Source organism: Paludibaculum fermentans (assembly GCF_015277775.1).
Lineage (GTDB): Bacteria > Acidobacteriota > Terriglobia > Bryobacterales > Bryobacteraceae > Paludibaculum > Paludibaculum fermentans.
Window position 1 is genome coordinate 5,979,006 of the sequence record NZ_CP063849.1, and the last position, 13,424, is coordinate 5,992,429.

General features: G+C 64.5%; 10 protein-coding genes. 3 read left to right on the forward strand and 7 right to left on the reverse strand.

All coding sequences use genetic code 11. From position 1 onward, the window contains the following. Positions 1 to 13 precede the first annotated feature (13 nt). A complete protein-coding gene (locus tag IRI77_RS23520; RefSeq protein WP_194447446.1) occupies positions 14 to 2,557 on the reverse strand; it encodes an ADOP family duplicated permease in 2,544 nt (847 codons plus the stop codon). Next, the gene (locus IRI77_RS23525) at positions 2,554 to 2,919 is read right to left on the reverse strand and encodes a PadR family transcriptional regulator (RefSeq protein WP_194447447.1); all 366 of its coding nucleotides are present in this window, start codon (positions 2,917 to 2,919) and stop codon (positions 2,554 to 2,556) included. Before IRI77_RS23525 ends, IRI77_RS23520 begins: the two co-directional genes overlap by 4 nt. Positions 2,920 to 3,147: 228 nt before the next feature. Here IRI77_RS23525 and IRI77_RS23530 point away from each other — a divergent pair, with 228 nt between their 5' ends. The 3 genes from IRI77_RS23530 to IRI77_RS23540 all read left to right on the forward strand — a co-directional run bounded on the left by IRI77_RS23530 (position 3,148) and on the right by IRI77_RS23540 (position 7,191). Next, complete coding sequence (locus tag IRI77_RS23530) at positions 3,148 to 3,963, forward strand: hypothetical protein (protein ID WP_194447448.1); 816 nt, start codon at positions 3,148 to 3,150, stop codon at positions 3,961 to 3,963. Positions 3,964 to 4,084: 121 nt separating this feature from the next. Then, positions 4,085 to 6,814, forward strand: coding sequence for a M14 family zinc carboxypeptidase (locus tag IRI77_RS38400; protein WP_194447449.1), 2,730 nt, complete (start codon positions 4,085 to 4,087; stop codon positions 6,812 to 6,814). Continuing rightward, positions 6,814 to 7,191, forward strand: a complete 378-nt coding sequence (locus IRI77_RS23540) for a holo-[acyl-carrier-protein] synthase (RefSeq protein WP_194447450.1) — start codon at positions 6,814 to 6,816, stop codon at positions 7,189 to 7,191. The genes IRI77_RS38400 and IRI77_RS23540 overlap by 1 nt, the downstream gene beginning before the upstream one ends. Positions 7,192 to 7,204: 13 nt before the next feature. On the opposite strand, the gene IRI77_RS23545 is transcribed toward IRI77_RS23540, so the two are convergent. The 5 genes from IRI77_RS23545 to IRI77_RS23565 all read right to left on the reverse strand — a co-directional run bounded on the left by IRI77_RS23545 (position 7,205) and on the right by IRI77_RS23565 (position 13,414). After that, positions 7,205 to 7,852 (reverse strand): CDP-alcohol phosphatidyltransferase family protein, encoded by a 648-nt coding sequence (locus tag IRI77_RS23545; protein WP_194447451.1) that lies wholly within the window; start codon positions 7,850 to 7,852, stop codon positions 7,205 to 7,207. A 23-nt stretch (positions 7,853 to 7,875) separates the two neighbouring features. Continuing rightward, entirely contained in the window at positions 7,876 to 8,346 is a 471-nt protein-coding gene (locus IRI77_RS23550) for a GreA/GreB family elongation factor (protein ID WP_194447452.1), read from the reverse strand. 234 nt (positions 8,347 to 8,580) lie between these two features. Beyond that, positions 8,581 to 10,929, reverse strand: a complete 2,349-nt coding sequence (locus IRI77_RS23555; protein ID WP_194447453.1) for a S8 family serine peptidase — start codon at positions 10,927 to 10,929, stop codon at positions 8,581 to 8,583. Between the two features lie 169 nt (positions 10,930 to 11,098). Beyond that, positions 11,099 to 12,022: a hypothetical protein gene (locus IRI77_RS23560; RefSeq protein ID WP_194447454.1), complete on the reverse strand. Its 924-nt coding sequence runs from the start codon at positions 12,020 to 12,022 to the stop codon at positions 11,099 to 11,101. A 102-nt stretch (positions 12,023 to 12,124) separates the two neighbouring features. Beyond that, positions 12,125 to 13,414, reverse strand: a complete 1,290-nt coding sequence (locus tag IRI77_RS23565) for a histidine kinase (RefSeq protein ID WP_194447455.1) — start codon at positions 13,412 to 13,414, stop codon at positions 12,125 to 12,127. Between the last annotated feature and the right edge of the window lie 10 nt (positions 13,415 to 13,424).

Here is a 13,424-nt window from a genome sequence, read left to right on the forward strand (position 1 = left end):
GTAACCGGAAAACCTACTCCGGCCGCAACACCTGTGCCGGATTCAGCCCCGAGACCCGCCGCGCCGCCATCAGGATCGCCAGGCCGGCAATCACCACCAGCCCGAGCCCGGCCGCCGCGCAATCCTGCCAGGTCACTTCCTTCGCCTGGTACACCAGCGCCGCCAGCACCCGGCCCAGCGCCAGTGCCGCCGCGGTGCCGGCCACCAAGGCCGCCAGCACCACCGGCATCGACTGCCGCAGAATCAGCCCGCGCAGCCGCCCCGGCGTTCCGCCCAGGGCCAGCCGCACCCCCATCTCCTGTGTCCGCTGCGACACCGAGTACGACACTGTGGCGTACAGGCCGAGAATCGCCAGGAACCCTGCAAAACAACCGAAGAACACCAGCGTGCCCGTGTACAGCCTGGGCTTCGCCATCCGCTCCGCCAGGTACGAGTCCATGCTCTGCACCGCGAACACGGGCACTTGCGGGTCGACGCTCGCCAGCGCCGCGCGCGCCGCGGCCATCACCGGCTCCAGCTTGCCCCGCGTCTTCAACACGAAGGTGAGGTTCGCGGTATCGGCCTGTCCCAGCGGCGTGAAGACCTGCGGCAGCGGCTCGGAGCCTGGTCCGAAGTGCAGCGCCGGCTTCACGACGCCAATGATCCGCCGTGGCTTGCCCTTGCTGGACGCGTGGATCCATCGCCCCAACGCAGCCTGCGGACCGCGCAGCTTGCGCGCCAGCGTCTCGTTCACCACCGCCACCAGTTCCGCCGCCGCGGTGTCGGTCTCGCGGAACTCGCGGCCCGCCACAACCGGCGTACTCAGCGCCTCGAAATAATGCTCCGTCGCCACCACGCCCATGGCGGCATCCAGCTTCCGCCCGTCATCCAGGAACCACTGCCCCAATCCGATGGGCTGCAGCGACAGCGGCAGCAGGTTCACGGCTCCGGCCGCTTCGACGCCCGGCAGCGACCGCAGCCGCTCCAGCGCCTCGCGGTAGTAAGCCGTTCGACGAGCCCCGTCTTCCCTTGATGTGCCCGCAAGCGACACCCGCAACGTGGCCACGCCCGCTGTCCGGTACCCCGCGTCCACGCGCATCATCGCCAGAAACGTCCGCCCCAGGCTCACGCCGCCGGCCAGCAGCACGATGGTCAGTGTCACCTGCAACGCGGTCAGCGCGACGCGGATCCGCGCCGCCGGCACCCGCGCCGTGCCCGCCCGCAACGCCTCGTTCGAGGTCTGCAGCCGGCTCACATGCCAGGCCGGCAGGACTCCGAACACCAGCCCGGTCAGTAGCGACAACCCCACCGCGAAGGCCAGCATCCGCCAGTCGATCCCCGCCTCGGCCTGACCGGGCTGCAGCGAGGCCGCGATGCGCGCCACGCCGCGCGCCACCAGAATCCCCGCCGCTCCGGCCACCAGCGCCAGCGCCACGCTCTCAAACAGCAACTGCTGGAACAGCCGCGCCCGCGAGGCCCCCAGCGCGGCCCGGATCTGCAGCTCCCGCCGCCGGTCCAGCACGCGCGTCAACAGCAGGTTCGCGACATTCCCGCACGCGATCAGCAGCACACACAGCACCGCGCCAAACAACACCAGCGACGGCCTCCTGGCCGGACCCGCCAACTGCACCTGCAGAGTCCGCAGCGCTGGACGGTTCGCCTCATCCTCCAGCATGCGCTTGGGCGCAAGTCGGCCCGCTTCGGCCACATATAACGCCTGCGCCTCCGCCAGCGGCAGGCCGTCCTTCAGCCGCCCCAGCACCTCCCAGAAGATCACGCCCTCTTTCGGAATGCGTTCGAACTCAAACACCGTCGGTGTCCAGACCTGCGCGCCCATCGGGTAGTCGAACCCCGCCGGAGCCACACCCACCACCCGGAACGGAGTCCCGCTGATCCGGATCGTCCGCCCCAGAACCCGGGGATCTCCGCCGAACTCCTGATCCCACATCGCGTGGCTGATCACCGCCGCGTCGTTCCGCCCGCGTGTCTCCTCCTCGGCCAGAAACCCGCGGCCCCACGCCATCGGTGTGCCCATCAGCGCGAACAGATTCGCCGAGGTCTCGCACACCCGCACCCGCACCGTCCGCGGACCGCCCGCCACGTTCAACTCATCGCTCGCAAAGACGGCCGCGTCTTTCAGGTACGCATTCTGCCCCGTCCACCCGCGCAGCGCCGCCGGCGACTCCGTCAGCCGCATCGAGCCCGGCAGCATGTGCAGAAACACCAGCCGCTCCGGCTCGGCGTAAGGCAGCTTGCGCCACAACATTGCATCCAGTACGCCGAACAGGCCCGTCGCGACGCCAATGCCCAAAGCCAGCGCCGCCATCGCAAACAGCGCCACAAAGGGACGCCGCGCATGCACCCGCGCGCTGTGCCGCAGGTCCTGCGCCGCCTCTTCCATCAGGCGCGCCGGCACCGTCGCCGCCAGATCCCACAACGTCCTCAGCCAAAGCCGCGCCGCCGGAGCGCCTTCCGCCCGCTCTTCGCGGAACGACCGCAGCAACTCCCGCTCAAACTCCTCGCGAAAGCGCGCCGGATACAGCTTCAGCAGCGCCCGGTACAGCCGTTCGCTGTTCATGCCGGCTCTCCCAGGCCAAAGCGTGTCTCCGACAACTCCACCAGCGCCCGCATCCGCGCCGCCTCCGCCTGGGCCACCTCCAACCCCAGCTCCGACATCCGGAAATACCGCCGCCGCTCGTCGTCCAGATGCGGATCCGGCCGTTCGCCCGACTCTTCAATCAACCCCTGCTCCAGCAGCTTCTGGATCGTGCCGTACAGCGACCCCGCGCCGGGGTTCAGCCGCCCCTCCGTCCGCTTCACGATTTCCCGCTTCAACGCATACCCGTGACGCTCCCCCTCGCCCAGACACAGCAGGATGTGGAACGCCAGCGGTGGCAGCGGCAGATACTCCGACGGATCAGTTGGTTTTGGCTTCGGCATAGTAGTACAACTTTCGTAATAGTTATACGGCGAGTGAGGGATCTTGTCAAGCCAAATCAAACAGACCCGAAATTCGATATCTATTCCACTGCGAAGGGCACGAAATCCCTTCGTCTCCTTGTCGCCTCGAGCCTGGTATATAGTCAACGCATGCAACGGCATGACGTTTTTACACTCATTATTGTTGCGGTACTCACCCCTCTTGGCGCGGCTGGCCAGGCCCGGGACTTGAAGGCTCTGCCTCCCACGGAGAACACGATCACCGCATCACCCAGAACACCCACCGGCCTTCGTGCCGCCTCGGGAACACAGAATCCGGGCAAGTTCACCTTTGTCGGCCCTAGCGACATGGTCTTCCCTCATCTCGCCACCGGCGGCGGCTGGGAGACCACCCTTGTCCTGGTGAACCTAACCAACACGGCCGTCACGTTCGGGCAGGCCTTTTTCGATACCTCTGGCCAACCCCTGACCGTGACGTTCCAGTCGATTCCCGATGGACAGCAATTGACCACCAGTTCAGCCCAGGGCACGCTGAATCCCGGCGCCAGTTTCAACATAAAGCTGGTTGACCAGGGGACTGGATTAAAGACTGGTTGGTCCGTTATTTCCTACGATGCCACCGGCGCCCGACTCGGCGGCTACGCCATCTTCAAACAGAGCATCGCCGGTTCGCCCGATTTCGAGGCCCTGGTTCCGCTCAGCGCCTACGATGACTACGTGTTCATCATGCCCTACGACAACACCAACGGGTATGTCACTTCGATGGCGCTTTTGAACCCCGGAGCCAACCTGGACAGCCAGGTCTACGTCACCCTGCTCGACACCGAGGGCAACACCGTCAGCACCGACACCATTCCCCTGGCCAAAGGGCAGCAGTTGGCCTTCTCCATTCCGGAGCGCTTCCCCGACACGCAAGGCAAGGTCGGCTCCATCCTCTTTGAGAGCAGCACCACGCGGCTCTCCGCACTCGGCTTCCGCTTCAACCCGCAGCACGCGTTCGCCACCATTCCGGTCCTGAACTGGTCCGGCATGTTCCCGCAGTAGTTCGTCGTCCCAGACCCCTGCGATCCCCTTTCATGCTCCTCAGGCAGGGGAGAGGATCGCAGGGCCTTCCACCCGCCAGAGACCGCACCGCCCGCTGAACGCTATCCTGTGAAGAACAGTTATGCGGAAGCTATTGGTCTCGCTCCCCCTCCTCGTCCTCTCTCTCCACGCACAAAAGGCTGAGTTCTGGCCAGGTGCGCAATACGATCCCGCCATCCCCACCATCCAGCAGGTGCTCGGCCACGAGCCCGGTACGCGCATCACGCCGCCCGGAGACATCGTCCGCTATTTCGAGGCCCTGGCCGCGGCCGCCCCGTCGCGCATCCAGCTCCACGACTACGCGAAGTCCTGGGAAGGCCGCCGCCTCATCTATGCCGTCATCTCCGGCGAGGAGAACATCCGCAACCTGGAACAGATCAAGGCCGCCCAGCTCAAACTGGCCGATCCGCGCAAAACGTCCGCCGCCGAGGCGAAGAAGCTGATGGCCACCATGCCCTCCATCCTCAGCCTCTCCTACGGTGTGCACGGCAACGAGATCTCCTCGCCCGACGCCGCCATGATGACCGCCTATCACCTGCTGGCCGCGCGCGGCGACCAGATGATCGACAACGTCCGCAAGAACGTCGTCGTCCTGATCGACCCCATCCAGAACCCCGATGGCCGCGAGCGCTTTGTCCACAACTTCCGCGTCAACGAAGGCCTGCTGCCCGACGAGAGCCCCGTCGCCGCCGAGCGCGCCGAGCCCTGGCCCGGCGGCCGCACCAACCACTACTTCTTCGACATGAACCGCGACTGGCACGCCATCACGCAGCCCGAAACCCGCGGCCGCATCCAGTACCTCCGCCAGTTCCTGCCGCTGGTCCAGGTCGACCTCCACGAGATGGGCGGCAACTCCAGCTACTTCTTTACCCCCGGCTCGCTGCCCTACAATCCGAACCTCACCCAGGACCAGAAGGACCAGATGAACTGGTTCGGCCGGAACGACGCCAAGTGGTTCGACAAGTTCGGCTGGTCCTATTTCACCCGCGAAGTCTACGACGAGTTCTACCCCGGCTACGGAGCCTCCTGGCCCTGGTTCTACGGCGGCATGGGCATGACCTATGAGAACGCCTCGGTGCGCGGCCTCGTCCTGCGCCGCTCCGACGAAACGCTCTACACGTTCGAGGAGAGCGTGAAGAAGCACTTCGTCGGCTCCATCGCCACCTGCGAAACCGCCGTCGACTACCGCGAAAAACTGCTCGACAGCTTCTACCGCTACCAGGTCACCGCCATCGAAGAGGGGCAGAAGGAGCCGGTGAAGGAGTACATCCTGCCCCGCAACGGCGACGTCGGCGCGGTCGACAAGCTCGCCCACATCCTTGCCGAACACGGCATCGAAATCCGCCAGGCGAAGGCAGCGTTCAGGAACGGCGGCAAAGACTATCCGGTGGGCTCTTACTCCATCGTCCTCGCCCAGCCCCGCAAGCGCTTCATCCGCGCCCTGCTCGACCCCAATACACCCATGGAACCCGACTTCCTCAAGGAGCAGGAGCGCCGCCGCAAGAAGAAGCTCGCCGACCAGATCTACGACGTCACCGGCTGGAACCTGCCCATGTCCTTCAATGTGGATTGCATCGGCGCGGCCGAGGTCTCGCAGGGTTCGTTCGAAACCGTCACCGGCGCCTACCAGCCGCACGGCGCAGTCTCGGGCCGTGCCGATGTCGCCTATCTCGTCCCCTGGGGTACGCAGGCCGCCGGCCGCTTCCTCACCGCCGCGCTGCGCGCCGATCTCCGCCTGCTCTCCGCGAACAAGCCGTTCACCCAATCGGGCCGCAAGTTCCCCTCCGGCACGCTGATCGTCATGGTCAAGCAGAACCCCGCCGGCGTCCACGACAAGGTCGCCGCCATCGCTACCGCCAGCGGAGCTGAGGTCGTCGCCACCAACACCGGCTGGGTCGAGGACGGCGTCAACTTTGGCAGCGCCAACGTCGGAGCCTTGAAGAAGCCCGCCATTGCGATGCTCTGGGATGCACCCACTTCGTCCGCCTCCGCCGGCCAGACGCGCTTCGTGCTGGAACGCCAGTACGGCTACCCCGTGACCGTTGTGCGTACGTCGAGCTTTGGTGCGCTCGACCTCGACAAGTTCCAGGTGCTCATCCTGCCCAGCGGCGGTTACGCGGGCGCCTTCTCGCCTGTCGTGACGGACCGTATTAAGAACTGGGTCCGCGAGGGCGGCGTGCTCGTCGGCATCGGCGCCGCGGTCTCCTATCTCTCCAGCCCGCAGGTGGGCCTGCTCGGAGTCGCCCAGGAAGGTCTCGCCCAGGACAGCGGCCGCCCGGCCGACGCGGCTAAACCCGCAACGGGCGGAACTGGCTCTGCGCCCTCTACGCCTGCCCCCGGTGCGCCCGCCGCCGGCCCCGCCCCCGGCAAGATCTTTACCAGCATGCAGGACTACGAGAAAGCCATCCGCGCCGATCGTGAACTGCCCGACTCCGTCGCCGGCGTCCTCGTGCGCGCCAAGGTCGATCCGGAAACCTGGATCACCGCCGGCCTGCCCGAAACCCTCTACGTCCTGGTCGATGGCCGCGCCATCTATTCCCCAGCCAAGATCGACCACGGAGCCAATCCCATCCTCTACGCCGGGCCCAACGAGTTGGTCGCCTCCGGCTACCTCTGGGAGGAGAACCGCAAGCAGCTCGCCTATAAGCCCTTCCTCACCACCCAGAACGAAGGCCGCGGCGTCGTGGTCGGCTTCACCTCCGATCCCAACTTCCGCGCTTATATGGACGGCTTGAACGTGGCCTTCCTCAACGCCGTCTTCCGCTACACCGGCGGCGGCGGCCGAGGGGGAGCCCAGCAGGAGCAACAGTAATGATTCTGGGCACCGGCATCGACCTGGCGGAAGTCGACCGCATCCAGGCCTCCATCGAGCGCTACGGCGATCGCTTCATCCACCGGATCTATACCGAAAAGGAGCGGGCCTACGTGGCCCGCAAGGCCAATAAGTACGAGCGCTATGCCGCCCGCTTTGCGGCCAAGGAGGCCGGCATGAAGGCCATCGGCACCGGCTGGCGCCATGGCATCACCTGGCAGGACTTCGAGGTCACCAACCTGCCTTCAGGCCGGCCCACGATCACTTTTCACGGGGTAGCGAAGCAGATTGCTGAGCGGATGGGCGTCAAACACGCCCATCTGTCCCTAACCCATACCAAGCAGTATGGTCAGGCGTTTCTGATTCTGGAGGATTGAAGCGCGCGGGCGCTCAGTGTCCGGCCGTGGTGGCCGACATCTCTTTGGGCTGTCCGGCTGCCTGTTCGCCAGCCAGGTCCATCGCCTTCGTCACGTCCCAGGTGTGCATCATGCGGTGGATCACCGTGATGTTGCCCAGCACCGCGATCACCCATAACACCGGAGCCATGCGGTCGAACAGCGCGCCGATAATCAGCAGGACGATCCGCTCCGGCCGCTCCAGGAAGCCCGCCTTGCACGAAGGAATCACGTTCTCGGCCCGCGACCGCGTGTAGCTGATCATCACCGAGGCCGTCATCACCACCGCCGTCAACACAACATAGAAATTGCGGTTGATGTTCGCGTAGTACACCAGCAGGCCCATCAGCAGCGCCAGGTCGGAATATCGGTCCATTACCGAGTCGAAGAACGCCCCGAACCGCGTCACCTGCTTCGTCTCGCGCGCCACCCGCCCGTCCACCATGTCGAACAGGCCCGCGCCGATGATCACCAGTCCGGCATAGAAGAACTTGCCCGATGCCAGCAATACTGCAGCGTAGATATTGATCAGCAGCCCGATGAACGTCAGGACATTCGGGTGGATGCGCGACAGCGCGAGCATGCGCACAATCCAGTACAGAATTTTCCCCGCTCCTATGCCAATCGCGCGGGTGTACGTCATGAGCTTTGCCTTCTCAATCCATCCTATTCAACTACGTCGTGAATCGTCGTCAGTTGAAGGATCTCCATCTTCCTCACCCCGCCAGGGCTTGGAATCGCCACTTCATCGCCCACCTGCTTGCCCAGCAGCCCGCGCCCTATCGGAGAGCTCGTCGAAATCATCCGCTTCGCCGCGTCCGATTCCTCGCTGGCCACAATCTTGTAGGTGACCTCTTCTTCCTTGTCCAGGTCCAGCACCACCACCGTGGACCCCAGGCCCACCCGGTCGTGCGGAATCTTCGTCATGTCGATGAGGGAGAAGTCCATCAGCCGCTTCTTCAGCTGGGCGAGACGGGCATCGACATACCGCTGGCGCTCTTTCGCCGCATGGAACTCTGCGTTCTCTTTCAAATCGCCATGCGCACGCGCCTTCAGAATCTCTTTGGGCAGCTCATTCCGAAGCTCGTATTCGAGCGTCGTAATCTCCGCCTGCAACTTCTTGATTAATTCCTCCATCGCGTGTGCAACATGCTCCCAGATTCCGATTATAGACCACGCACACCGGCAGGGTGCTCATTCCGCGGCCCAGCCCCAAACTCGCCCGCCTCGAACCAAAAAAATGCGGCCGCCCCCGAGTCTGGTGGAGGGGCGACCGCCAGTACGTCTCGAGATAGCTATCTCTTGATAGTTTATCTCAGATTTCAATTCCGTCAACTTTATTCCGTAAGTTGTATGACAGGATGCCGGTCACTACGGCGTCGTGATCGAGTATGTCCGCTTGAGATCACCCACCTCGATCCGGAACACGTTCGCGCCCGCCTCCGGTCCCATCCGCAACTGCACCAGCCAGCCATTCGGAAACAGGCTCATCGTCGATTCCACCTTCAGCACCGTCACTCCGCCCGACACCGGCACCACCACGGGCTCGGTCTTGCCCATCGCCAGTCCAGCCTGGTCGTGCACCCTGACATAGATCCCGACAACGCTGTTCTTCTTGGGGGCCGACGAGCTGATGTCCAGAATCGTGATACTGGCCGCCCCGCTGCCCTCCACCGCATACCAGTAAGGCACGCGCGCCACGGCGCCAGACTGCGTGTCGGTGATCTTCACGAACCCCTGATACGCACCCGGATCCGCTCCGCCGCTCGCCAGGCTCACCTGGAACGTGGCCGTCGAACCCGGCTCCACCGTCACTTCGCTGGCCGATAGAAGCGGCTGCACGGTATCGCGGGTCTCCACGCTCAGCCCGAACGTGGCTGTGGCTGCCCCCACGTTTTTCACTGTCACGTCTTTCGTCAGGTCGATGGTTCCGCCGCCCGACCCGAAGGACAGCGATACCGGCGCCGCCGCGATCGTCGAGGTCACCGCGCTGTTCAGATTCAAATAGCCGGCGCCCGCTGAGTTCACCGGGGCCGTCGTGCCGTCCAGGAACACCAGCGGCGACGCGCTATCGATCAGCAGCGACCGGTACTCATCCATCGACAAGCCCGGACGCCCGCTCTTCAGCACGGCCGCCGCCCCCGCCACCAGCGGCGAGGAAAAACTCGTGCCCTGGGTCGAAATGTAGCCGCTGGGGTCGCACACCGGGCAATAGTCCGCATCGTAGGGCTCCTTCAGCGCCGCCGTGTACACCGGCGCGCCCGTCGCCACCAGGTCGGGCTTGATCAGCAGTTCCACACTGGGCCCGCGGCTGGAGAACGACGCCAGCGACCGAGGTGCGCCCTTCCCGAAGGGGAACCGCAACTGCACCTGCAGATCCTCCACCGTGGCCGCCAAGTCCTTCAACTGCAACCCCTTGCTGCGAGGCACGAAGATTCCGGGAATCTGATCAGGATTGTCGACAATCATGATCACGAGCTCCTCGCCGGATTTGTCATAGGACGGGTCCGCCGTGTTGAACACCACCGCGCCCACCGCCCCGGCCGCCGCAACATTCGCCAGTTTGGTCTCGAAGTCGCACTCCCCGCGTTCCATCAGCGCGATGGCGCCTTTCAGGCTCTCCAGCGGAAACAGGCTCCCGTCGCAGGCGAGACCCGTTGGATCGAACACCGCGATATCCACCAGCGGCCCGCTCACCGGAGCGTGCTCCGTCACGTTTGTCGACGCCACGCCGTCCATCGACGGACCCGCCGACGGCACAACCTGCGTCGTGGTCGACGCCGTCGCGCTATTCGCACCCACCGCAATTACCCTGTCGATCGCGGCCGTGTCGTCCACGGTCATCGGTCCAGACGTGTTGCCCGCCGCGCGGACCACGATAATCCCACGGTCCGCCAGGCCGCGCACCGCATCGCCGTAAATCGTGTGGGACGCTCCAAACCGGCCCAGGGAACCGAAGCTCATGTTGACGACATCCATGCCGTCCTGAACCACCCAATCCAAAGCCCGCAACACCGTGTCGCTGTAAATGCCGCCGTCCGCGATGTCGGCCACCCGGTAAGCTCCGATCCACGCCGCCGGCGCTACCCCCGAAATCGTGCCCCGCGGACTCTCATGCTGCACGCCCGCCGCGGTCATGGCCACGGCCGTCCCGTGCCCCTCGAAATCGGTCACCGGTGCCCCGTCGAAGCTGCGCGCCACAATCACCTTGCCATTGGTCAGGGCCAAATTCTGGCTGCTGCTCGCCTGGGGAAATCCATCCGGTGCCGTCATGTCGCCCGCGGCAAAGCCCGGATGCGTCATGTCGATGCCCGTGTCGAGAATCGCAATCTTGATGCCCTTGCCCGCGTTCGCCATGCCGCCGGTCGCGGCCCAGGCCTGCGGCACCTGGTGGATGGGCAGGGCGTTCATCAGGAACAGATCAAACCGCTCAACCGGCTCGACGCGCTTCACGCCCGGCAGCCCCGCCAGTTGCTGGGCGCTCGCCGCCTGCACCACCAGCACGTTGGCCACGGTCGTGACACGCGCCACCACCATCGCCCGGCGCGCCTGCAGCGCACCTTCCACCGTGGCCTGCTCCGTCTCGATCGCACTGCGCCGCGACCCCATGTCCTGCGCCTTCATCGCCGGCGCCCCGGTCAACTCCACCAGAAACCGCCCCGGCACAACGTCCTGGGCAAAAACTGAACCGGCAAATAATAGTACAAATAGAAATCGCATTCGAAATGGCCCACCCAAGCGGGATCCGCCGCTACCGCACCGGGACGGAGTCCTCTGGTTACTAATCTAGCGGAAATCCGGGGCAACGAGGCCCGTTCCCATTCATGTAAGACACGAAAAAGCCCCAGGCTACCCTGGGGCCTCTTCATGAATTTTTGTTTTTCCGCGATTACTGCATCGGCGTATGACGGAACGGTAATGTATCCGTAAAACCGCCCTGGCCCACGGTCAACAGGTACCCTCTCACCCGCGTCGGATCAAACGTCTGCTGCACCAGGTCGCCCACTCCGCTGTCGTAGTAATACCCATACGCCTGGCTCAGGTTCACCACAATCGTGGTCGCATCCAATACCTGCACCGCATTGCTGGGCACCACCAGGTCCTCGAAAATCACATGCGCTGTCAGGTCGGTCCGGAACCGTCCCTTGATCTCGACCATCGTCGCGCCGTTGTCCAGATACTCACGCGCGCCGGTCAGGCCGGGAATCACAAACGGCAGATCCGCAAATTTCCGGTAATATAGCCCCTGCCAGTCCGCCGTCCCGAAATCAGTACCTGCCCAGGTCTCGGTACCATCCGGCAAAGTGATTTTCACCGCATAAGCCGTCAGGCCGTATTCCCAGAAGAATCCGAAATCCTTGACGTTCGTCAGTGCCAGCGATTCACCCGGGGCGATGTCATAGCTGAACTTCACGGAACTCAGCGCCAGTTGCTGGTTGTCCGGCAAGTAAATGTACTGCTGGAGCGTGCTGCCGCTGGGAATCGTCCGGGTCGCCACGAAATACGTCTCGCGGCCCGACTTGTAGCCCTCGAACAGATTCATTTGCAGCACGCCCGGAGCCTGCGCCAGCGTCGTCGCATTCGCCTGGCCCGAGGAACCCAGCGCCACCCCGTCCGTCGCACCACCGCCTGACCGCCCGCGCGACATCGCCGCCCGGAACTGCGCCGCACCCGCCGTGCCGCCCGTCCCTTCCGAACTCAACTTGCTCGCCACCCGCGACAAGTCGACCGTCTTCCGCTCACCGCGCTGCGCCCAACTTGCCGGCGCGGCCAACGTGGCCGCTATCGCCAGAATCGTGAATTGCCGGATCACAACTGCCTCCTTAAACTTCTTTACAGATCCAATGACGCTATCTTTGCCGATCGGGTTGCACCGCATCTTCGCCGATTTTCGCCCGCGCCGAAGCTGCACCCGTCAGGCCGGAATCTCGATCACCGTCTTCGTCCCCTCGCCGCTTTGCGACGTCACGCTCAGCCGGTAATTCGCCCCAAACAGCACCAGCAGCCGCTCGTTCACGTTCGACACGCCGATGCCCGGCTGCTCCAGAATCGACTCCAGCCGCTCTTCCTCGATCCCCACCCCGTCGTCCGCCACCGTCAGCAGCAGCCGCAGCCCTTCCGGCCGCCGCTCAAACCGGCTCTCCAGCCGGATCGTCCCGCCGTCCACCTTGCGCGCCAGCCCGTGCTTGATGCTGTTCTCCACCAGCGGCTGCAGCAGCATTGCCGGAATCTGGCAGTCCAGCGTGCCCGGCTCCACATCCTTCACGAAGCGTAGCTTGTCGCCAAATCGCGTCATCTCGATGGACAGGTAGTCGTCGATGAATGCCAGCTCCTCCCGCAGCGGAGCGAAATTGTCCGTCTTCCGCAGCAGCCGCCGCAGGATGTTCGACAGCTTGTAGACCACCTGCCGCGCCTTGTCCGGATTCGTCCGGATCAGCGAGCTCACCGTATTCAGCGTGTTGAACAGAAAGTGTGGATTGATCTGCGCGCTCAAGGCGCTCAACCGCGCCTCCACCAGCAGCCGCTCCTTGTTTTCCAGCAGCCGCTCATTGCGCGCGCTCACCCAGATCTTCAGCGGCAGCGCCACCGTGAAGATCGTCGACACGAACACCGGCGTATTGGCCCACCCGCCCTGCGGCAGGTAGAACGCGAAGATCATCCTCTCTCCAAACAGCCGCACCACCGTGTACCGCATCAGCTCCGCCAGCACGATCGTGAACAGGCCCACGATCTGGAATAGACTCCGCCGCCGCGCCTCGGGATAGCGGATCAGCCGGTACACGCTCAGGTCGAAGAACGGCGAGATCCGCCACACCTCCTCCTGGTCGTACGCCAGGTCCCGCAGCAACCCGCCCATCACGCCCACCGCCGCATACAGCGGCATCGCCAGGTATTCGCCATGCAGCAGCGCCGGAATCGAGCAGATCACCCCGGTCAGCAGCCCCGAGATATAGCCGCCGATCAAACCCGCTAACAGACTGCCCTCCAGGCACATATCGGCCGCGGCGTAGCTCTGCGTATAGATCCTGACAATGGAGCCGGTGCCGCAGAAACCCGAGATCCCCAGGCTCAGTTGGAGCTGCTCCAGCATCGTCCGCCGCTCCCGCAAAAGCAGGTTCAGGAACTTGGACGAACGCGCCAGAATGCTGGCGATCGACGCCGCCGCCGCCAGCTTGATCAACAGGATGATGAACTGCTTTTCCATTCCAACCCAA

Excerpts from the sequence above, each read along its gene's own strand:
- IRI77_RS23520 (WP_194447446.1), bottom strand. The coding sequence starts at position 2,557 with ATGAACAGCGAACGGCTGTACCGGGCGCTGCTGAAGCTGTATCCGGCG.
- IRI77_RS23525 (WP_194447447.1), bottom strand. The coding sequence starts at position 2,919 with ATGCCGAAGCCAAAACCAACTGATCCGTCGGAGTATCTGCCGCTGCCA.
- IRI77_RS38400 (WP_194447449.1), top strand. The coding sequence starts at position 4,085 with ATGCGGAAGCTATTGGTCTCGCTCCCCCTCCTCGTCCTCTCTCTCCAC.
- IRI77_RS23540 (WP_194447450.1), top strand. The coding sequence starts at position 6,814 with ATGATTCTGGGCACCGGCATCGACCTGGCGGAAGTCGACCGCATCCAG.
- IRI77_RS23545 (WP_194447451.1), bottom strand. The coding sequence starts at position 7,852 with ATGACGTACACCCGCGCGATTGGCATAGGAGCGGGGAAAATTCTGTAC.
- IRI77_RS23550 (WP_194447452.1), bottom strand. The coding sequence starts at position 8,346 with ATGGAGGAATTAATCAAGAAGTTGCAGGCGGAGATTACGACGCTCGAA.
- IRI77_RS23555 (WP_194447453.1), bottom strand. The coding sequence starts at position 10,929 with ATGCGATTTCTATTTGTACTATTATTTGCCGGTTCAGTTTTTGCCCAG.
- IRI77_RS23565 (WP_194447455.1), bottom strand. The coding sequence starts at position 13,414 with ATGGAAAAGCAGTTCATCATCCTGTTGATCAAGCTGGCGGCGGCGGCG.